The organism is Arthrobacter sp. K4-10C, from assembly GCF_059090085.1.
Genome location: NZ_JBNHFI010000015.1, coordinates 68,445 through 87,190 on the forward strand (window position 1 = coordinate 68,445; position 18,746 = coordinate 87,190).

21 protein-coding genes, 2 tRNA genes and 1 other RNA gene are annotated in these 18,746 nt (G+C 64.3%); 9 read left to right on the forward strand and 15 right to left on the reverse strand.

Annotated elements, in window-relative coordinates:
* Positions 1 to 65 precede the first annotated feature (65 nt).
* Positions 66 to 779, forward strand: a complete 714-nt coding sequence (locus AC5RUU_RS18600) for a DNA alkylation repair protein (protein WP_493976683.1) — start codon at positions 66 to 68, stop codon at positions 777 to 779.
* On the opposite strand, the gene mptB is transcribed toward AC5RUU_RS18600, so the two are convergent.
* Positions 776 to 2,332, reverse strand: a complete 1,557-nt coding sequence (gene mptB / locus AC5RUU_RS18605; protein WP_493976684.1) for a polyprenol phosphomannose-dependent alpha 1,6 mannosyltransferase MptB — start codon at positions 2,330 to 2,332, stop codon at positions 776 to 778. The genes AC5RUU_RS18600 and mptB overlap by 4 nt on opposite strands.
* 156 nt (positions 2,333 to 2,488) lie before the next feature.
* On the opposite strand from mptB, the gene orn reads away from it, so the two are divergent.
* From orn to def, 3 genes are all read left to right on the forward strand, one after another.
* Positions 2,489 to 3,118 (forward strand): oligoribonuclease, encoded by a 630-nt coding sequence (gene orn / locus AC5RUU_RS18610; RefSeq protein ID WP_493976685.1) that lies wholly within the window; start codon positions 2,489 to 2,491, stop codon positions 3,116 to 3,118.
* A 129-nt stretch (positions 3,119 to 3,247) separates the two neighbouring features.
* A tRNA-His gene (locus AC5RUU_RS18615) sits at positions 3,248 to 3,320 on the forward strand.
* 123 nt (positions 3,321 to 3,443) lie between these two features.
* Complete coding sequence (gene def / locus AC5RUU_RS18620; protein WP_493976686.1) at positions 3,444 to 4,016, forward strand: peptide deformylase; 573 nt, start codon at positions 3,444 to 3,446, stop codon at positions 4,014 to 4,016.
* 30 nt (positions 4,017 to 4,046) lie between these two features.
* On the opposite strand, the gene AC5RUU_RS18625 is transcribed toward def, so the two are convergent.
* The 5 genes from AC5RUU_RS18625 to rnpB form a co-directional block, all read right to left on the reverse strand.
* Complete coding sequence (locus tag AC5RUU_RS18625; RefSeq protein WP_493976687.1) at positions 4,047 to 4,844, reverse strand: HNH endonuclease family protein; 798 nt, start codon at positions 4,842 to 4,844, stop codon at positions 4,047 to 4,049.
* A gap of 113 nt (positions 4,845 to 4,957) precedes the next feature.
* Positions 4,958 to 5,167 carry a hypothetical protein gene (locus tag AC5RUU_RS18630; protein WP_493976688.1) on the reverse strand — a complete coding sequence of 70 codons (210 nt, stop codon included), beginning with the start codon at positions 5,165 to 5,167 and terminating at the stop codon, positions 4,958 to 4,960.
* Positions 5,168 to 5,241: 74 nt separating this feature from the next.
* Positions 5,242 to 6,720 carry a glyceraldehyde-3-phosphate dehydrogenase gene (locus AC5RUU_RS18635; protein WP_493976689.1) on the reverse strand — a complete coding sequence of 493 codons (1,479 nt, stop codon included), beginning with the start codon at positions 6,718 to 6,720 and terminating at the stop codon, positions 5,242 to 5,244.
* Positions 6,721 to 6,966: 246 nt separating this feature from the next.
* Complete coding sequence (locus AC5RUU_RS18640; protein ID WP_493976690.1) at positions 6,967 to 7,509, reverse strand: TspO/MBR family protein; 543 nt, start codon at positions 7,507 to 7,509, stop codon at positions 6,967 to 6,969.
* Between the two features lie 45 nt (positions 7,510 to 7,554).
* Positions 7,555 to 7,944, reverse strand: an RNA gene (rnpB, locus tag AC5RUU_RS18645) — RNase P RNA component class A.
* Positions 7,945 to 8,000: 56 nt separating this feature from the next.
* On the opposite strand from rnpB, the gene AC5RUU_RS18650 reads away from it, so the two are divergent.
* Entirely contained in the window at positions 8,001 to 8,765 is a 765-nt protein-coding gene (locus tag AC5RUU_RS18650; RefSeq protein WP_493976691.1) for a YaaA family protein, read from the forward strand.
* 10 nt (positions 8,766 to 8,775) lie between these two features.
* Here AC5RUU_RS18650 and AC5RUU_RS18655 read toward each other — a convergent pair whose 3' ends face one another.
* On the reverse strand, positions 8,776 to 9,513 hold the full coding sequence (locus AC5RUU_RS18655; RefSeq protein WP_493976692.1) for a zinc ribbon domain-containing protein: 738 nt from the start codon (positions 9,511 to 9,513) through the stop codon (positions 8,776 to 8,778).
* Between the two features lie 177 nt (positions 9,514 to 9,690).
* The gene (locus tag AC5RUU_RS18660; RefSeq protein ID WP_493976693.1) at positions 9,691 to 10,611 is read right to left on the reverse strand and encodes a Nif3-like dinuclear metal center hexameric protein; all 921 of its coding nucleotides are present in this window, start codon (positions 10,609 to 10,611) and stop codon (positions 9,691 to 9,693) included.
* A 99-nt stretch (positions 10,612 to 10,710) separates the two neighbouring features.
* Here AC5RUU_RS18660 and msrA point away from each other — a divergent pair, with 99 nt between their 5' ends.
* From msrA to epsC, 3 genes are all read left to right on the forward strand, one after another.
* Positions 10,711 to 11,235 (forward strand): peptide-methionine (S)-S-oxide reductase MsrA, encoded by a 525-nt coding sequence (gene msrA, locus AC5RUU_RS18665; protein WP_493976694.1) that lies wholly within the window; start codon positions 10,711 to 10,713, stop codon positions 11,233 to 11,235.
* A gap of 64 nt (positions 11,236 to 11,299) precedes the next feature.
* Positions 11,300 to 12,235 carry a cysteine synthase A gene (gene cysK / locus AC5RUU_RS18670; RefSeq protein WP_493976695.1) on the forward strand — a complete coding sequence of 312 codons (936 nt, stop codon included), beginning with the start codon at positions 11,300 to 11,302 and terminating at the stop codon, positions 12,233 to 12,235.
* Between the two features lie 39 nt (positions 12,236 to 12,274).
* Complete coding sequence (epsC, locus tag AC5RUU_RS18675) at positions 12,275 to 12,859, forward strand: serine O-acetyltransferase EpsC (RefSeq protein ID WP_493976696.1); 585 nt, start codon at positions 12,275 to 12,277, stop codon at positions 12,857 to 12,859.
* Here epsC and AC5RUU_RS18680 read toward each other — a convergent pair.
* Positions 12,762 to 13,124, reverse strand: a complete 363-nt coding sequence (locus AC5RUU_RS18680) for an SDR family NAD(P)-dependent oxidoreductase (protein ID WP_493976697.1) — start codon at positions 13,122 to 13,124, stop codon at positions 12,762 to 12,764. The genes epsC and AC5RUU_RS18680 overlap by 98 nt on opposite strands.
* A gap of 128 nt (positions 13,125 to 13,252) precedes the next feature.
* Entirely contained in the window at positions 13,253 to 14,689 is a 1,437-nt protein-coding gene (gnd, locus tag AC5RUU_RS18685) for an NADP-dependent phosphogluconate dehydrogenase (RefSeq protein WP_493976698.1), read from the reverse strand.
* 199 nt (positions 14,690 to 14,888) lie between these two features.
* Between gnd and AC5RUU_RS18690 the strand changes: the two genes are divergently transcribed.
* Positions 14,889 to 15,614, forward strand: a complete 726-nt coding sequence (locus AC5RUU_RS18690; protein WP_493976699.1) for a FadR/GntR family transcriptional regulator — start codon at positions 14,889 to 14,891, stop codon at positions 15,612 to 15,614.
* A gap of 197 nt (positions 15,615 to 15,811) precedes the next feature.
* Here the strand turns inward: AC5RUU_RS18690 and AC5RUU_RS18695 are convergent, their stop codons facing one another.
* The 5 genes from AC5RUU_RS18695 to AC5RUU_RS18715 all read right to left on the reverse strand — a co-directional run bounded on the left by AC5RUU_RS18695 (position 15,812) and on the right by AC5RUU_RS18715 (position 18,224).
* Complete coding sequence (locus AC5RUU_RS18695; protein ID WP_493976700.1) at positions 15,812 to 16,102, reverse strand: hypothetical protein; 291 nt, start codon at positions 16,100 to 16,102, stop codon at positions 15,812 to 15,814.
* Between the two features lie 105 nt (positions 16,103 to 16,207).
* A tRNA-Val gene (locus AC5RUU_RS18700) sits at positions 16,208 to 16,280 on the reverse strand.
* 106 nt (positions 16,281 to 16,386) lie between these two features.
* Positions 16,387 to 17,307, reverse strand: a complete 921-nt coding sequence (locus tag AC5RUU_RS18705) for a Sir2 family NAD-dependent protein deacetylase (RefSeq protein ID WP_493976701.1) — start codon at positions 17,305 to 17,307, stop codon at positions 16,387 to 16,389.
* Positions 17,308 to 17,313: 6 nt separating this feature from the next.
* Positions 17,314 to 17,808 carry a peroxiredoxin gene (locus AC5RUU_RS18710; protein WP_493976702.1) on the reverse strand — a complete coding sequence of 165 codons (495 nt, stop codon included), beginning with the start codon at positions 17,806 to 17,808 and terminating at the stop codon, positions 17,314 to 17,316.
* On the reverse strand, positions 17,805 to 18,224 hold the full coding sequence (locus tag AC5RUU_RS18715) for a DUF3052 domain-containing protein (protein WP_493976703.1): 420 nt from the start codon (positions 18,222 to 18,224) through the stop codon (positions 17,805 to 17,807). Before AC5RUU_RS18715 ends, AC5RUU_RS18710 begins: the two co-directional genes overlap by 4 nt.
* Between the last annotated feature and the right edge of the window lie 522 nt (positions 18,225 to 18,746).

Genomic DNA, 18,746 nt, shown 5'->3' on the forward strand with positions numbered 1-18,746 from the left:
GTTTTGTTAGCGCTAACCAGCTTACCGCAGCACCTTAGTCCGGCCCTGCCCTCTAGAGTGGCTGGATGGGCACTCAGGAGGAGATCAACGGCGAAGTCCTCGGCCTGATCCGGCACGCACTTCGGGAACAGGCAGATCCGCTCCGGGCAGCAGGAGCTCAGGCCTACATGAAATCATCGGTGCCGTCGCTCGGCGTCCGGGTGCCTGAAGTCCGCCGCATCGTGGCCTCCGCTGTTGCCGCCGCACCGTTCCGGTCAGGCGGGCAGCTTCGTGCCACCGCCCTGGACCTGTGGCGCAGCTCCAGCGTCCGTGAGGAACGCTATGCAGCCATCGACCTGACCGGCAGCAGGCTGGTGGCCAAGGACCTGCACATGCTGCCGGTGTATGAGGAGATGATCCGCTCCGGGGCCTGGTGGGATTTCGCCGATGGCGTGTCCGGCCGCATCTGCGCACTGCTGCAGGCGCACCGTCCCGAGATGACGGCGGTTCTTCTCGGCTGGAGCAGGGATGCCGATTTTTGGATGAGGAGGGCATCCATCACGGCCCAGCTTAAGGCAAAAGGCGCCACCGACCCCGTCCTGCTGCGGCGGGTGATCCTGCCCAACTTGACGGACACCGAGTTCTTCATCCGCAAGGCGATCGGCTGGGCGCTCCGGGAGTACGCGAAGACTGCGCCCGAATGGGTCGACGCCTTTGTCGCCGAGCATGGGCGCGTGATGAGTCCGCTCTCGCGCAGGGAGGCCCTTCGGCGGATTGGCGGAGCGGATCAGCGGCTCTAAATGACGGGACGTTCGACGACGGTTCCGCTGGCTTTCCGGAACAGGCGTTTTGTCTTCGGATCCCAGAAGACCAGGTACAGCCCGAACAGGAGCCCGGTGACAGCGGCGGCAACCCTTGCCAGGGCAAGCGCGAAGCCAAGATCCTCGGTCTGGAGGTAGGGAAAGACTTCCAGCTGATCGGAAATTGCGTAGATCATGAAGAAGGAGACCACGAAGTAGAGAGCCTTGACCTGCCAGTCATTCCGGATGCCGGTGACGGCAAACAGCGGAATGAGCCACACCACGTACCAGGACTGGATAATCGGAGCCAGCAGGACCACGGCTGCGAAAGCCAGCGCCAGGCGGCGCATCAGCCGGTCATAGTCGCCCCGGAAGATCTGCCAACCGACAATCCCCACGGCCAACAGCTTTCCGGCGTTGAACACCCAGTCTGCCAGGACGGAGCCGTCAAGGCCGAACGAGTTTGCCAGCGATGCCACCACCATGCCTATCAGGCCGACGGGCGCGTACCAGATGGAGATGCTCCCCGGGGCGGACAGCCCGTTGATCCAGCCGAATCCAAAGCCGTTGACCAGGGCCATCAGCGTGAGCAGAACAAGGCTCAGTCCGCCCGTCAGGGCCCAGAACCCGAACTTCCGTACCCAGCCCGCGTCGCGGCCTGCCCAGAGCAGCCCGATAAACGGAAGGAACACGATGGTGATGGGTTTGACCGCGATGGACAGGGTCACCAGGACCACGCCCCGAACCACCCGCCGGGTGGCTGAGTAGTAAAGGCCGGCCAGTGCCAGGCCAATCATCAGCGCATCGTTGTGGGCGCTGGCAATGAAGTTGGTCAGGAAGAGCGGGTTTGCCGCGGTGAGCCAAAGGGCCCGGTGCGGGTTGACACCGTGCAGTACGGCGAGTTTGGGCACATAGATCACGCAGAGGACTACGCCGGCCAGTGCCACGAGCCGGAACAGCATCACGCTGGCCTCCGGCTGGACGTTCGTGGTCCACACAACGAACTGCTCAATCCACAGGAACAGCTGGCCGTATGGAACGGGCGCTTCGGTCCACATCTTGTCCGCGCCCAGCTGGAAATAGTTGGACAGCGCCGAGATGCCGTTTTCGTAGGGGTTGAAGCCCTCCACCATGAGCCGACCCTGGCCAATGTACGCATAGACGTCCCGGCTGAACAGCGGCACGCAGAACATCATGGGCAAACCCCAGGCCACCACCGCCATCAGGGTTGCGTTGCGGGCCTGCCCTCCCCAGACGTGGACTATCTGCCCAAGCCGCAGCCAGGCCCGTACCAGCAGCATGGCACCCACTGCCAGCAGCACGATGGACAAGGCGACACCGGTGGCCTCGGCTCGCATCCATATGAACAGGGGCATCCGCCGCAGTTCCGAAACGGGGGCAAGCCAGCCCACCCCGAGCGAACCGATCAGCAGGAACATGGCACCCGCGAAGCCGGCCAGGAGCGGTGAACGGGGATTATCCATGCCGGCAGCGCCTGCTCCGGCAGTCGCGGCGTCCGCCAACTCCCCCGCCGCGGGCAAAGGCGCCGTCATCTCAGGATTGTCCAATCTTTCTGCGTGTGCGCGGCTTATGACCGGGAGGCTGCACAGCCATCCGGGGCGCTTTTCATCGACAGCAGGGCGACCCGCCGCGTACCCGAAATCCTAGCACCGGCAGGCTGCCGGAAGGTGTAACGGTAGGCTGGTCCGGTGCCTATATCTAACGAACGAATCGTCTGGATCGACTGCGAAATGACCGGCCTGGACATCAAGAATGACGCCCTGATCGAGGTGGCTGCCCTGGTCACCGACTCCGAACTGAACATCCTCGGCGACGGCGTGGATGTGGTCATCAAGCCGGACGATGCAGCCGTGGCCCAGATGAACGATTTCGTCCGGGACATGCACACCAAGTCCGGCCTCCTGAAGGAACTTCCCTCCGGCAAAACCATGGCCGAGGCTGAAAAGGCGGTCATGGAGTACATCGCGGAATGGGTGCCGGACCCGCGCAAGGCACCGCTGGGCGGCAATTCGGTCGGCACGGACCGGGTGTTCCTTTCCCGGGACATGCCCGCGGTGGTGGAGCACCTGCACTACCGCGTAATCGATGTGAGCACTATCAAGGAATTGTCCCGCCGATGGTATGCCAGGGCCTACTTCCAGTCCCCCGCCAAGAAGGGCGGCCACCGTGCGCTGGGGGACATCAAGGATTCCATCGACGAGCTTCGCTACTACCGGGAAGCCGTTTTCGTACCCGCCCCCGGACCGGACAGCGCGACGGCACAGCAGATTGCCCGTCGCATCACCGCCGGCGGACCAGCCACGCTCCCGGAAGCGTAATCTGCGCCACGTTTGCAGGAATTTTTCCCGAAAAGGCCAAAAGTGGACAAAGCACTCCGTAAGAGCAGGTAAGCTATTTGAGTTGCCTTTCCAGGGGGCCGGCGAGCCGGTCATCCTGCGGGAAACATGGTGGGCGTAGCTCAGTTGGCAGAGCGCCTGGTTGTGGTCCAGGAGGTCGCGGGTTCAACCCCCGTCGCTCACCCTCACAGGACGGCAGGTAGCCGTCCAAGAAGGAGGCCGTACCGGATATCCGGTACGGCCTCCTTTCTTTTGCAGCATCGCCCTGGCCGTACTGCCACAGGCCGCAAGCCGAAGGACCTCCGATATGACTGTTCTGCCAATCACCATCTGGGGAGAACCCGTACTCCACCGCCGGGCTTCAGAGGTTGACGTGTTCGACGACGACCTCCGCGCCCTGATTGCCGATATGTTCGAAACGAACGAGGCCGCCAACGGCGTGGGCCTTGCGGCACCGCAGATCGGCGTCGGGAAGAGAATCTTCGTCTACAAGTACGCAAACGACGACGGCGCTCCCCCCACCGGCGTCGTGGTCAACCCAGTCCTCACACTGTCCAAAATCTCCGGCGCCGCGCCGGACCCGGACGAAGAGGAAGAGGGCTGCCTGTCGTTCCCCGGGGAACAGTACCCCCTGAAGCGTGCCGAATGGGCCAGGGTGGAAGGTTTTGACGGGTTTGGCCAGCCCGTAAAGTTCGAGGCCACCGGCTGGTTTGCGAGGGTCATCCAGCACGAGTACGACCACCTGGACGGAAAACTCTACGTCAACCGCCTCATGGACCGGTACTCCCGCAAGGCGATGAAACAGGCCAGGAAGAACGGCTGGGGTGTGCCGGGGCTGACGTGGATGCCCGGAGTGGATCCGGACCCCTTCGGCCACTAGCCGGCCCCGACGCCTGCGGCATGCTCCGCGTCAGCCGGCCCGCACCGTCTGCTGCGCCGGGCAGGATCCGAGGACGCGCTTCATCGCGTCCTTCTCTGCCTCGGTCACCCAAAGCCTGTAGGCGGCCTTCACGGAAATCTGGCGCGCAACGTAGTGGCACCTGATGGACTTGTTTCCGGGAAGCCAGGTGGCGGCGTCGCCCGCGCTTTTCTGCTGGTTGGCCTGCCCGTCCGCCGCAATGAGGTTCAGGGGGTCGTTTGCGAGGCTTTGGCGCTGGCCGGGAGTCAAACGCTGGGCGCCCTTTTGCCAGGCATCTGCCAGTGCCACGACGTGGTCGATCTGCACCGCGCGGCTGCTTTCTGAGCCGCGGCGGAATCCGACCTGCTGCCCCGTGTAGGGCTCGTGGAAGCGTCCGGCTGCCACCTTGCACTTGGACCCTTCGGTAAAGACCACTTCTGCCAGGTCTCGCCGCAGGATGTCGTTGCGGGTATCACAGCCGTTGCGGTCAACATCCAGCCAGGCCTGGCCGAAAGCCTCGCGGTTGTAATTGTCCTTGCCTGCCCGCCCCTTAACGGGGAGCGCCTCAAGCGCGTCGAGGGCGCGTCCCTGCGGGACCTGATTCACCGGAACCACCGGCTTCATCCAGGCTGGATCGAACACGGGTGCTTCGATGGGGCCGGCCGCTGGAGGCTCGGCAAGGGCGAACTGTCCCGCGGTAAAGAACCAGGCAAGGCCCGCGATGACTGAAACGGCGGTAAGGGCCAGGACCGCCCATGCCTGGCGGGAGCGGCGGCGGGCACGCCGGTAGGCGGACCAGCTTACGGTCACGGGTGCTCCTGCCCGGGGTTGACGTCATGCACCCCACGAGCCTAGGACACCGGCCACCAGCCCTCGTTGATTTCCACAGTGTGGAGGGCGAGTGCTGCGTCACAGGTGCGCAGCTACTGCTCCCGCATCACCCGCCGGAGGTCTTCCTCGGCTATGGCGAGGAGCCCCTCAAGCTGGCGTACCCTGTCCTCGCCAACGTCGCCGGACCGATAGGCCGCGCGTGCCCCCTCCACGAGCCGGAGGGCTTCCTTGTGGTTCGCTTTGGCGACGTCGAGGGCGTGTTCCAGGGTGGTGTCGTGCTGGAGCGTCGAATCTTTTTCCATGCCATTAGTGTGGTCCCGATTCCCGGCTGATACCAGAGAACCAGCCGGGAAATCGCGGGACCGGCTGTTGGCGGCTATACGGCGATGGCGGCCAGGGCCTTGGCGCTTTCCTTGGCGGGGTACGACGGCGGGTTGACGCCAGCCATTTCCTCCATGACCCGGACCACCTGGCAGCTGTAGCCGAACTCGTTGTCATACCAGACGTAGACCACGAGGTTCTTATCGGTGGAGACGGTGGCGAGGCCGTCCACGATGCCGGCGCGGCGGGAGCCGACGAAGTCGGTGGAGACCACTTCTGGTGAATCGATGTAATCGATCTGCTTGCGCAGGTCCGAGTGCAGCGACATCTCGCGAAGGTAGTTGTTGACCTCGTCCTTGGTAGTTCCGTTTTCCAGGGTGAGGTTCAGGATGGCCAGGGACACGTCCGGGGTGGGAACGCGGATGGAGCTGCCAGTGAGCTTGCCCAGCAGCTCGGGCAGGGCCTTGGCCACAGCCTTCGCGGCACCCGTTTCGGTGATCACCATGTTCAGCGCTGCGGAACGGCCTCGACGGTCGCCCTTGTGGAAGTTGTCGATCAGGTTCTGGTCGTTGGTGAAGGAGTGGACCGTCTCCACGTGGCCGTGAACCACGCCGAACTTGTCGTTGAGGGCCTTCAGGACCGGGGTGATGGCGTTGGTGGTGCAGGACGCCGCGGAGACAATCGTGTCCGTGTCCTCAATGGTGCCGTGGTTGATGCCATGGACGATGTTCTTCAGCTCGCCCTTGCCCGGGGCCGTCAGCAGCACCCGGGCAACGCCCTTGCTCTGCAGGTGCTGGGACAGGCCTTCGGCGTCGCGCCAGCGGCCGGTGTTGTCCACCACCAGGGCGTTGTTGATGCCGTACGCCGTGTAGTCGATGGTGGCGGGGTTGTCCGAGTAGATGACTTGGATCTGGACGCCGTTGGCCGTGATGGTGTTGGCTTCCTCGTCGATACGGATGGTGCCCTCGAAGGAACCATGCACCGAATCGCGGCGCAGGAGGCTGGCCCGCTTGGACAGGTCGTTGTCGGATCCACGGCGGACAACGATGGCGCGCAGGCGCAGGCCGTGGCCACCGCCTGCCTTTTCGATCAGGAGGCGGGCCAGGAGCCGGCCGATCCGGCCAAAGCCGTAGAGGACCACGTCGGTGCTGGTGCGGTCGTCACGGCCGCGCTTGCCAACAATTTCCGCGAGCTCGGCCCGGAGGAATTCCTCCAGGGTGGCGCCGTTGCCCTCTTCCTTGAACTTCTGGTTGAGGCGGGCGATGTCAATGGCGGCCGCGCCCAGGTCAAGCCCTGCCAGGGTGTTCAGCAGCGGTGCAGTCTCTTCAAGGAGCAACTCGTCCTTGCTCATGCGGCGCGCAAAGCGGTGCGCCTTGAGGATGTTCATGGTGGACTTGTTGATCAGGCTCCGGCCATGGATGCTGGTCACCACGTTGTTTTCGCGGTACAGCCGGCCGATCACCGGAATCATGGCCTCGGCGAGGGCCTCCCGGCCCATCCACGTATCAAGACAAGAATCTGACGTCTGGCTCACAGAAATACCTTCCTCGGTTCAGCCGCATACGTCCTCGTACGCGGATGTCGGCCACCTGATGATGTCCAGGGGCACCCGCGCCTGCAGGGTTCGGCCCCCAGGCGCATGGATCGTGTGCAAAGAAAATCCGCCGGCAGCGAACGCAACTTCCGGCGGAAGAACCCCTACGTCCGTTATCCATTCTAAATTGGCCGGCCGCCTGCAACAGGCGGCAGGTACGTGAAATCACTCACACGGGCGGAACGGTCAGTTGTGAAGGGCAGAGTAGAAATTAAGGCTGGCGGAGAAAACCACCCAGGAGAAGTAGGGCAAAACCAGCAGGCCGGCAGCTGCGCTCACCGGGCCGAAACGCAGGATCAGGAACACCAGGGACAGTGCCAGCCCGCTGATCACAGCAAAGGCCGCCCATAAAGCAGCGGTTCCAAGGACGGGATACAGTCCGAAAAACGTCACCGGCCACCCTGCGTTAAGCACCAGCTGGATGGCATAGCCGGCCAAGGTGCCCCGGACCAGCGCTCCTCTCCGCCACACCAGCCAGGCGGCCACGGCGACGCCAACATAAAGCATGGTCCACATGGACCGGAACACCCATCCCGGCGGCATCCATGGCGCCTTGACCGAATCCGCGAACCAGCCGCTGGAATTAATGATGATAGGGATCGAGGCCAGCGCCCAGGCCGCAAGCGAAAGGACCAGGAACCCCAGCAGTGCGAGCGCCTGCCTGGCACGGCCGGGGGCGGTCACCGCGGGCTGCCGGCCGGCGGAGTGCGGATCAGTATTTACGGGCACGTTTCAGGATCACCAACAGAGCTTCCGAGGTCAAACCGGGTTTGATGGACGGGACAGCCGGTACGCCGGGTTCTGTACTTCCCTTCCGTTGCCGGAAAGGGAGTGACGGCCATCCATCTACGAGTGCCGTTGCCGGCACCCTCCAGCGGCCTACCCGGACACTCGGGCGGGCAGCCCTCGAACGTGTCCTGTCTGGCCTTGCTCCGGGTGGGGTTTACCTAGCCTTCCCGGTCACCCGGGAAGCTGGTGGTCTCTTACACCACCGTTTCACCCTTACCCGCTCTCCCCCGTCCAACGACAAGGGATGCGGGCGGTCTGTTCTCTGTGGCACTTGCCTGCGGGTTACCCCGAGTGGGCGTTACCCACCACCCTGCCCTGTGGAGCCCGGACGTTCCTCGAGTCACTTGCGTGGCGCGCGGCCGTCTGGCTGTCCCATCCGCATCCAGTCTATAGGCGCGGAGCCTCCATTCCGCCGCCGGTAGTATCGGACGGTGCTTATTCTGCTTCCACCCTCCGAAGGCAAGACACCCGCGGCCGGCGGTTCCGCCGTCGACTGGCAGTCCCTGGGCTTCCCCGGTCTCAACCCATACCGGGCGAGGGTCCTTGAGGCACTGGGAACCGTCAGCGCACACGAGGATGCCCTCGCACTGCTGGGGGTGGGGGCCTCGCTGCGTGACGACGTCGACCGCAACACCCGGCTCCATGCGGAGCCGGCCGCCCCCGCGCACACCATCTATTCCGGCGTCCTTTATGACGCGCTGGGCTACCAAAGCCTTACTCCTGCCCAGCGCCGGAAGGCCGACGAATCGGTGCTGGTGATCTCGGCACTCTGGGGCGCACTCCGCTTCGGCGACTGCGTGCCCGCGTACAGGCTGTCGATGGGAACGGGACTGCCCGACGTCGGCCGCCTCGCCACGTTCTGGAAGCCGCTCCTGGCAGATGCACTGGGCTCCGCGGTTGAAGGGCACCTGTTGGTGGACTGCAGGTCCAGTACCTACGCCGCCGCGTGGGCTCCTCCGCCTGGCCAGACGGTCACCGTTAACGTCTTCACGGAGGCTGAAGGCGTACGCAAGGTAGTCAGCCACTTCGCCAAGCACACCCGGGGCGAACTCGCACGGCACCTGCTGGCGCGGCGTGGAAAAGCTCCCGCGACTCCGGAGCAGCTGCTCAGGGCCGCCCGGGAGAAGTGGGAGGCCGAACTCGTCCCCGGCCCGGCAAAGAAACCGTACGCCCTGAACATCATCCTGCCGGGCTGATTCAGGGCGTCTAGGCCCACTCCTCCGAGCGGACCAGGATGGCGCCGGAATCGGGGCAAAAGACGATGTCGTCCGCGGAGGCGGCCTTAATCTCAGCGAGGTCGCCAGCGCTCAGTTTCATCCCCGACGCTTCCGATGTGCCATGGAACAGCCGCGCCGCCCCCACTCCCCGCTTCGCCAGCGTCTTCTCGTAGACGGCAAGCATTCCCGCGTCGAGCCGCTGGGCAAATTCGGCCCGCTTGGCCCGGACCTCCGCGGCTTCAGCGTCGACTTCGGCGAGGGCCTGATCCAGTTCCCCGCGGATGCTGCCAAAGGACGCCTGGATGTCGTCCACGATCACCTGCTGAGCAGCCTGGCGCGCGCGGAGCGTGTCCAGCCTTTCCAGGACTTCCAGTTCCACGTCCTCCAGATCGGAGCGGCGCTTGTTCAGCGACGCGATGTCCTTTTGGAGGGCGACCAGGTCCTTTGACAGGCCCGTGCCGCTGTTAAGCCGCTTTTCGTCCCGTTCGATGCGTGTGGCCACCTGCTCCACGTCTGCTTCGGCGCGCTTCAGTTCGGCCTCCGCATCGTGGACGGCTACCTTGGCTGCGCCCAGTTCCCCGTTGGCTACCGAGAGGGCGGCTTCGAGGTCCGTGATCCGGGGATCGTTTTCCAGTGCGCGGCGCCGGTTCCCGAGCGACTTCAGCCTGGCGTCCAGTCCCTGCAGTTCGAGTAACTTCAACTGTTCTGCCGGTGCTGCCTTCGCCACTGTTACCTCCGCTTAGTCCCTGCCGGCCGGAGCCGGGCACCCTGCCGGCGCTTCCTCGACTCTAGCGCCTGGCCCGCTCCCCTGCCTCGCTGCGTCCCACCGGCTCCCAAGCCCCGCTGCGCCCGGTGTGGGTCCCTCGCCGGTGTGGGCCCGCGAAGGGACCCAAACCTGGCCGGCTTAGCCCGGAGTGAGTATGAAGTCCCACGGGTCGCTGTTGGTGGCACTGACCTGGATTTCGACGTCGTGGCCCTGGTCGGCGAGGACATTGCCCAGGGCGGCCGCCGCGGCCGGCAGCCAGAGCCACTCGCTGGCAAAGTGCGAGACGTCCACCAGGTAGGGCCGGCCATTCAGGGCGGATTCCCGGGCCTCGGACGCCGGGTGGTGGCGGAGGTCGGCCGTGACATAGACGTCCGCGTTGCTGGCCCGGACCTCGTTGATCAGCGAGTCCCCGGCACCGCCGCAAACGGCGATGCGCCGCACCAGGCCGTCCTTGTCACCGGAAACCCGCACTCCGCCGGCCACCGATGGCAGGATCCCGAAGACGCGGGCGGCAAAGTCTCCCAGGCTCATTGCATCTGCCAGGTCACCGACGCGTCCAATTCCCTCTTCCGGCAGGCCGTTGGCAGCAACGGTCAGGGGTGCGACGTCCTGGAGGCCCAGTGCGTCTGCCAGCACATCAGAGACACCTCCGACAGCGGAGTCACCGTTGGTGTGCACCGTCAGGAGTGCCGTGCCCGACTCGATGAGCCGGTGGACCGCCCGCCCCTTGGCCGTGGTGGCCGCGACCGACGTAACCCCCTTGAGGAGCAGCGGATGGTGCGTAATGAGGAGGTCGGCGCCCCACTCCACGGCCTCCTCGATAACCTCCAGGGTGGGATCCACCGCGAACATCACCTTGCTCACCAGCGAGGACGGGTGGCCGGCCACCAATCCCACTTCATCCCAGTGCTCGGCCAGCGACTCGGGCCAGAGTTCCTCCACGGCCAGAAGCAGGTCGCCCAGGGTTGGAGCCTCCGCGGCGCCCGCCGCCGGCCTGTCCGAGGAAGCGTCGCCGTCGTGGTTCTCGGGGCCGTTAACGTCGGTGTCCACAGGTTCCATAGTCTCAGTTTTACCCCATCCGCCGGGGCCGGCCCCGTAAGCTGACGGATTCCGCCCGGGCCCGGGAATCATCCGGGCCTGCCAACCATTGAAGAGGTCATGAAAACTTTTGTTCTTGGCGGAGGCTGCTTTTGGTGCCTCGACGCCGTCTACCAGAAGACCAGGGGCGTCACCTCGGTGGTGTCCGGGTACACCGGCGGGCACGATCCAAACCCCGACTACTACTCCGTCTGCAGTGGCACCACCGGGCACGCGGAGGTTGTGGCCGTCACCTTCGACGAAGACATCATTCCGGCCGAGGTCATCCTGGACATGTTCTTCGCGCTCCACGACCCCACCACCCTGAACCGGCAGGGGTACGACGTCGGCACACAGTACCGCTCGTCAATGTTCTACGAAACCCTCGAAGAAAAGATTCTCTTCGAGGAAGCAATTGAACGGAACCAGGAGCTGTGGCGGCATCCGATCGTCACCGAAGTCAGCCGGCTTCCGCGGTTCCATGTTGCGGAGGAACTCCACCAGAACTACTACGCCAAGCATCCGGAACAGGGGTACTGCCAGGTGATCATCAACCCCAAGCTGGCGAAGGCCAGGAAATATTACTCTGCATGGCTTAACGCTTAGCCACCGTTACGCCGCCTCGTTAGGCTGACCTCAGTATTCACCCTTCAGAGATAGGCGTATGTACATGGCACGGATCTATGACGATGTAACGCAGCTGGTTGGCGGCACCCCGCTGGTCAAGCTCAACCGGCTCAGCGAGGGGCTGGACGCCACCGTCGCCGTGAAGCTGGAGTTCTACAACCCTGCCAACAGCGTCAAGGACCGCATTGGCGTGGCTATTGTCGACGCCGCCGAGAAGTCAGGCGCCCTGAAGCCGGGCGGCACTATCGTGGAAGGCACCTCCGGCAACACGGGCATCGCCCTGGCCATGGTGGGCGCGGCACGCGGCTACAAGGTCATCCTCACGATGCCCGAGACCATGTCCACCGAGCGTCGGGTCATGCTGCGCGCCTTCGGTGCCGAGATCGTCCTGACTCCGGGCTCCGAGGGCATGCGCGGCGCCGTCGAGAAGGCCCAGGAAATCGTGGCCAACACCGAGAACTCCATCTGGGCGCAGCAGTTCGCCAACGAGGCCAACCCGGAGATCCACCGCAACACCACGGCCGAAGAGATCTGGGCTGACACCGAGGGCCAGGTGGACATCTTTGTTGCCGGCGTCGGCACCGGCGGAACCGTCACCGGCGTCGGACAGGTCCTGAAGGAGCGCAAGCCCGACGTCCAGATCGTGGCCATCGAGCCCAAGGACTCCGCAATCCTGAACGGCGGCGCCCCCGGCCCGCACAAGATCCAGGGCATCGGCGCCAACTTCGTCCCCGAGATCCTCGACACCAACGTCTACGACGAGGTCCTGGACGCCACGCTGGAGGACTCGGTGCGCGTAGCCCGTGACCTCGGCGTCAAGGAAGGCATCCTGGGCGGCATCTCCTCGGGCGCCATCGTCTGGGGCGCACTGGAGCTGGCCAAGCGTCCCGAAAACGCGGGCAAGCTGATCGTCGCGGTCGTATGCGATTTCGGCGAGCGTTACATCTCCACCGTGCTGTATGACGACATCCGGGGCTGATCAGGCCGCATTCCGCCCGTTTCCTGTAGAAAGAACTTTGTGGGCTTTTTCGCAAGACTGAAGGAAGACCTCGACGCCGCCCGGTCCCATGACCCGGCGGCTCGAGGTTCTTTTGAGAACTTTTTCGCTTACTCTGGCCTGCATGCCATCTGGATCCACCGGCTGACGCACCGCCTGTGGCAGAATCCTGCCCTGCGGTTCCCGGCCCGGCTGATTTCCCAGCTGGGCAGGTTCGTGACGGGAATCGAGATCCATCCCGGCGCCACTATCGGGCGCAGGTTCTTCATTGACCATGGCATGGGCGTGGTGATCGGTGAGACCGCCGAGATCGGCGAGGACGTGATGATGTACCACGGCGTGACGCTCGGCGGCCGCTCCCTGGCCCGCATCAAGCGCCACCCCACCATTGGTGACCGCGTCACCATCGGCGCCGGCGCCAAGATCCTGGGGCCCATCACCATCGGCCGGGACAGTGCCGTCGGTGCCAACGCCGTCGTGGTGAAGGATGCGCCGCCGGAGTCAATCGTCACGGGCGTTCCGGCCAAGTGGCGCCACCGGGATGCGCAGCGGGAGACCAAGCCCGCGGTGGACCCGGCCGAGTACGATATCGAATACCGGATCTGACCAACCGCCCGCCTTCTTCAGGCCAGCCCGGACCGCCGACGGCGTTGTTCACCAGGACGTCCATGCGTCCCCGCTCCTCCGTTACGCGTTCGACGGCGGCGGTCGTCGACTGCTCATCGGTCACGTCCAGCTGAACTGTCTGGATGCCGTCGTTCCGGAGCCGCGCCATCCCGTCCACCTGCCTGGCCCCCGCGTAGACCATGAAGCCGTTGCCGGACAGCTTCCGCGCAGCCCCGAAGCCGATTCCTGCGGATGCTCCGGTCACGACCGCAACCGGCTGGGAAGTGCTGGGCTCCCCTCGCTGGACAGGGCCACGTTTCAGCGGGGACAGCAAAGGCCGGCAGTCCCCAGATTATCTGCGAACCGCCGGCCCTTGACTGGGCCGTGCAGGAGTTAGTGGGTGTCCACTGCTTCGATTTCGGACTTATCCTCGCCCCAGAGGGTGTGGAAGGTGCCTTCGGCGTCGACGCGGCCATAGGTATGGGCGCCGAACAAATCACGCTGTCCCTGGATCAGGGCGGCAGCAACGCGCTTGCGACGCAGGCCGTCGTAGTACGCCAGCGAGGAGGAGAACACCGGAACGGGAATTCCAAGCTGGACCGCGGTGGCCACAACACGGCGCCACGCCGGAAGCGCCTCGGCGATGGCCTTGGTAAAGGCCGGGGCGAACAGCAGGTTGGCCGGCTTCTCGTCCGCGGCGTAGGCCTTGGTGATGTCCTTGAGCAGTTCGGCCCGGATGATGCAGCCCGCGCGCCACAGGGAGGCAATCTCATCCAGTTTAAGGTCCCAGCCGTATTCCTTGGCCGCGGAGGTCAGCATGTCCAGGCCCTGGGCGTAGGAGACCAGCTTGGAGGCGTAGAGCGCCTGGCGGACATCCTCGACGAAGGTCTCCGGGATCTCCACGGACGCCTCGTTGCCTGCCAGCAGTTCCTGGCCCAGCTTCCGCTGCCCGGCTTGCGAGGACAGGGCACGGGCAAAGACGGATTCGGCGATGCCCGATACCGGCGAGCCCAGTTCGAGGGCTGATATGACCGTCCAGCGGCCGGTGCCCTTCTGGCCTGCGGCATCCACCACGACATCGACGAACGGCTTGCCGGTCTTGGCGTCGACGTGGCCCAAAACTTCGGCGGAGATTTCGATCAGGAAGGAGGACAGCTCGCCGTTGTTCCATTCGGAGAAGATCTTTGCCTGCTCAGCGGGCTCGATGCCGGCGCCGGAACGCAGCAGGTCGAACGCCTCACCGATGACCTGCATATCCGCATATTCGATGCCGTTGTGGACCATCTTGACGAAGTGGCCGGCGCCGTCGGTGCCCACCCAGGCGCAGCAGGGCTCGCCGTCCACCTTGGCGGAGATCTTTTCCAGCAGCGGGCCGAGGGCCTTGTATGACTCTTTCGATCCGCCGGGCATGATGGACGGGCCATTGAGCGCGCCTTCCTCGCCACCGGACACGCCAACGCCCACGAAGTGCAGGTCCTTCTTGGCCAGCGCCGCTTCCCGGCGGCGCGTGTCCTCGTAGTGGGAGTTGCCTGCGTCGATGATGATGTCGCCGGCTTCCAGGAGAGGCTCAAGCTGCTCGATCACGGAGTCCACCGGCTTTCCGGCCTTGACCATGATCAGCACACGGCGCGGCTTCTCCAGCGAGTCGACCAGCTCCTGCAGGGTCTCGGTGCGGACGAAATCGCCTTCCGAGCCGTACCGCTCCAGCAGGGCGTCAGTCTTTTCCACTGACCTGTTGTGCAGGGCGACCGTGAAGCCGTTCCTGGCAAGGTTGCGGGCCAGGTTGGCCCCCATCACCGCAAGGCCGGTGACACCGATGTGTGCAGACATCAAAACTCCAATTCGTTGCTTCAGGACGGATGGTGCCGCGGTCCCCCTCGAAAAACCGCCTGCCCATGACCAGGGTCGGAATAAAGCATATATATTCCGGACGTAACAGGAAAGTGGCTCCCCTGTTATGGAACGCTTTGTGTCGCCGCTGCCCCGCCCGCAAAGTGGCCAGGAGCACGTTCCCACTAGGCTTAACCGCATGACCAGCAGCCTGCACCACCGTGCCATTGAAAACCTTGGCACCCGCATCATCGCAGGCGACCTGCCTGCTGGCCACGTCATGCTTGCCGAGCAGCTCGAGGACGAGCTGAAGGTTTCCCGTTCGGTGATCCGGGAAGCAGTCCGGGTACTGCAATCACTGGGGTTGGTGGAAACCACAAAGCGGGTAGGCATCCGGGTATTGCCGGCCAGCCGTTGGAACCCCTTCGATCCGCAGGTCATCCGGTGGCGGCTGGCCAGCGATGCCCGGGGCGCGCAGCTTCGATCACTCGCCGAACTGCGTGCCGCCGTGGAACCCGCAGCGGCCGAACTAGCGGCCCAGAACGCGCCGGCCCCGCTGCGGCTGGAACTGGTGGATGTTGCCTACGCCCTGCGCGACGCCGGACACAACGGCGAAGTGCCACGTTTCCTGGAGCTGGACATCCAGTTCCATTCGCTGCTGCTCTCCGGTTCCGGCAACGAAATGTTCGCGAATCTCATGGGCCAGGTGGCGGAAACCCTGACGGGACGGACCGTGCACGGCCTTATGCCGGACCACCCGAATGAGGCTGCCCTGCAGTGGCACGTGGACGTGGCAGAGGCGATCGCCAGGGGTGACGCTGCGGCTGCACGGGACGGTTCCGACAGGATCCTGCGCCGGACGATGGCCCGGATGGCAGATACCTGGACCGAGCAGCCGCGTGTCTTTATCCCGGTTCACCGCTGACCGGCCGCGGGATTGGCTGACCGACCGCGGGATTGGGAACCCGCGGTAATACGGCAGACACATTCGATGGGTAACTTTTTGTTTCCCGGAGTTCACTGTATATTCATCTCAGGCCCTCCACCGCGGCATCCCCCAATAGTCGCGGTGGAGGGCTTTCCAATGCCCGGAGAGCGCCGTTCTTTCAGGCGGTGCGCTCCCTATGCGGCGTCGGCGAGCGATTCCCGGAGGCACCAGCCGCCCCCCAGCCCGTCACGCTCCAGCAGCATGGTGGTGAGGGCCGAGTTCCTGTTGTTTCCCAGCCGGACCTGGACCTGCAGGATCTCCACGTCCACCCGGCTGCTGCCCCTGGGCATTCTTCGACGGGTCTCCCACCAGTTGACCCGCTCGAACCACCTCACCGGCTCGGCACACACCGACCATTCCCTTCCGCGGCTGACAACCGCCGTCGGCGTTCCGTCACTGCCCATGCGGACTATCACGTGTTCCATTCCTGCAAGCTATGGCAAGGGGCTGACAATTTGGCCGCGGCGGCAATGACAAAAAACCCCGCAGGTCCGGTCGCCATGAAGGCCGGAACTGCGGGGTTTTGCTTGTGGGTCCTACCGGGATCGAACCGATGACATCCACGGTGTAAACGTGGCGCTCTACCAGCTGAGCTAAAGACCCAAGACGCTGAATCCGGCATTACCGCCGCAACCAACGAACATAGACTTTACCTGACGCGGAGCCTCAAACGCCAATCGGCGCGCAGCCCCGGAACCGGACCCGCACGTCAGAGCGGGGGCAAATGGCCAGCCAGCCAGCTCAACGATTCGGAAACGCCTGCCTCCAGCTTGATGCTTGCTTTGTCATCACCGCGGGTAGCTCCCCTGTTGATGATAACCACGGGCTTGCCGTCTTTCGCCGCGTGCCGGACGAACCGCAGCCCGCTCATGACCGTCAGTGAAGAACCGGCCACCACCAGGGCGGCGGCTTCGTCCACCATCGCGTAGGCCTTCTCCACCCGGTCTTTGGGAACGTTCTCGCCGAAGTACACGAAGTCTGGCTTAAGGGTTCCGCCGCAGGCCGGGCAGGCGGCGACCACAAAGCTGCTGATGAGCGCCTGGTCGTCCACCGTTGAATCGGCGTCAGGTGCCATCTCCACCAGCCCCGTCGCCTCTGCGCGTGCCAGGAAGTCCGGATTCAGTTCTCCCAGTATTCCGGCGAGGAGCCTCCGTGAGTAGGTCCGCGCGCAGTCAAGGCAGATCACCTGGTCATACCTGCCGTGGAGGTCAACGACGCGTGTGCTGCCGGCGTCCTCGTGGAGGCGGTCCACGTTCTGGGTTATCAGGCCGGTAAGGTAACCACGCCGTTCAAGTTCGGCAGCGGCATAGTGTCCCTGGTTGGGATCGGCATGGCGGAGATGCGACCAGCCGATATGGTTCCGCGCCCAATAGCGCTGCCGGTTCGCCGGGTCCCGTACGAACTCCTGGTACGTCATGGGCGACCTCGATGGCGACCCCGGGCCGCGGTAATCCGGAATGCCAGAATCAGTACTGAGTCCTGCGCCTGTGAGGAGGGCGAAACGCGTCCCGCCCAGGAGGTCCCGGATCCTGGCCAGCGCTTGGACGTCATCTCTGGAAGGGTACGCCTGCGGTGCCGGCGGCATGCTGGCAAAGCCCGTCAGGCCTACCCCGTGCCGCTGCCCCTCCATGACCGGTCAGGCCCGTTCCAGGCCGGCCAATGCCGAGCGGTATTCTCCAAGGTCCCGAGCCTGTCCCCGCGGGTTTACAACGGTGTACCGGACTTTTCCTGCGGCATCGATGATGAATGTGCCGCGCCTGGCCATCCCGGTCTCCTCATCGAACACCCCGTAGGAGCTGGCCACTCCGCCGTGGGGCCAGAAGTCCGACAGCAGGTCGAAACTGTACCCCTCCCGGGCGGCGTAGGCGCGGAGGCTGAACTTGCTGTCGACAGAGACGGCAAGGACGGTGGAGTTGGCGTTTTCGAACACAGCCAGGTTGTCCCGAATCTCGCACAACTCCCCCGTGCAGATACCGGAGAAGGCGAAAGGATAAAAAACCAGGACCACGTTCTGGCCGCGAAACGACGAAAGCCGGACCGGCTCGCCAAACTGGTTGGAAAGTTCAAAGTCAGGGGCTGTCCCGCCTACCTCAGGGACAGCAGCGGAGGCAGCGGCAAGCGCTGCCGTCACTTGTTCTTCCTGCTTACCAGGCGGCTGGCGCTCCAGTCCTTGGAGACTCCGGCGGAGGTGGTCACGTGCAGGCCGGCGGTGGGTGCAGCCTCCTGGATGTCCGCCGGGGAGACGTAACCGTCCCGGCCTGACTTGGGGGTAAGCAGCCAGACGACGCCATTCTCGCTCAGGCTTGTCAGTGAATCCATCAGGCTGTCCACCAGGTCGCCGTCGCCATCGCGCCACCAGAAGATCACTGCGTCCGCAACCTCGTGGTCGTCCTCGTCCAGCAAGTCCGAACCGGTGAGGTCCTCTATATCGTCACGCAAGTCGAAATCGACGTCGTCGTCGTAACCGAACTCCTGAATCAGATCCCCGTTCTTGAAACCCAATTTTCCCGCCACATTTACCGAAGTGGCGGCGTCGGCCTCGCTCACGTGTTCCTCCAATGCCTCGAATATGCAGTGCGCATAGTGATATCCATTACTCCCCAAGCCAACACCCTTTGTGCCTGCGCTTCAAGCTGCCTTCCCTGCCGTGCGCCATATTCTGCGTCACACGGGTCCGGCCGCCGGCCTCGCAGCGGCTTTTCGTCACACAACCAGTATGACGGCGAAATACAATTGAAGTGCGCAGGCTGCGGCTACGCATCGTGTTGCGGTGAGGGCTAGAGTGGCTGATGACAACTATGCCTGCGGGACAACAACCTTGTAACTCCATGCAGACATAGGAGCTCTAGGACCCTGCCCGGCACACATGCCCGGGCTGTTGTAACCCATACGTCGCACACGGCGTATATACGCCGGGCAGTCACCCTGCCTGGCCTGAGTGCGCCGATTCATGCGCGCAAAGAGAGGTTGGACGTGGCTGCAGGAGAAGATACCTCCCATATCCTCAGCGGGTTGACTAACCAGCTGCCTGATCGTGATCCGGAAGAGACTGCGGAGTGGGTTGAGTCC

What these genes read in the sequence shown, in the direction of transcription:
- AC5RUU_RS18630 (WP_493976688.1), bottom strand. Translation starts at nt 5,167, where the DNA reads ATGGAAAAAGATTCGACGCTCCAGCACGACACCACCCTGGAACACGCC.
- AC5RUU_RS18600 (WP_493976683.1), top strand. Translation starts at nt 66, where the DNA reads ATGGGCACTCAGGAGGAGATCAACGGCGAAGTCCTCGGCCTGATCCGG.
- AC5RUU_RS18695 (WP_493976700.1), bottom strand. Translation starts at nt 16,102, where the DNA reads ATGGAACACGTGATAGTCCGCATGGGCAGTGACGGAACGCCGACGGCG.
- AC5RUU_RS18690 (WP_493976699.1), top strand. Translation starts at nt 14,889, where the DNA reads ATGACCAGCAGCCTGCACCACCGTGCCATTGAAAACCTTGGCACCCGC.
- AC5RUU_RS18660 (WP_493976693.1), bottom strand. Translation starts at nt 10,611, where the DNA reads ATGGAACCTGTGGACACCGACGTTAACGGCCCCGAGAACCACGACGGC.
- msrA (WP_493976694.1), top strand. Translation starts at nt 10,711, where the DNA reads ATGAAAACTTTTGTTCTTGGCGGAGGCTGCTTTTGGTGCCTCGACGCC.
- def (WP_493976686.1), top strand. Translation starts at nt 3,444, where the DNA reads ATGACTGTTCTGCCAATCACCATCTGGGGAGAACCCGTACTCCACCGC.
- gnd (WP_493976698.1), bottom strand. Translation starts at nt 14,689, where the DNA reads ATGTCTGCACACATCGGTGTCACCGGCCTTGCGGTGATGGGGGCCAAC.
- cysK (WP_493976695.1), top strand. Translation starts at nt 11,300, where the DNA reads ATGGCACGGATCTATGACGATGTAACGCAGCTGGTTGGCGGCACCCCG.
- AC5RUU_RS18705 (WP_493976701.1), bottom strand. Translation starts at nt 17,307, where the DNA reads ATGGAGGGGCAGCGGCACGGGGTAGGCCTGACGGGCTTTGCCAGCATG.
- mptB (WP_493976684.1), bottom strand. Translation starts at nt 2,332, where the DNA reads ATGACGGCGCCTTTGCCCGCGGCGGGGGAGTTGGCGGACGCCGCGACT.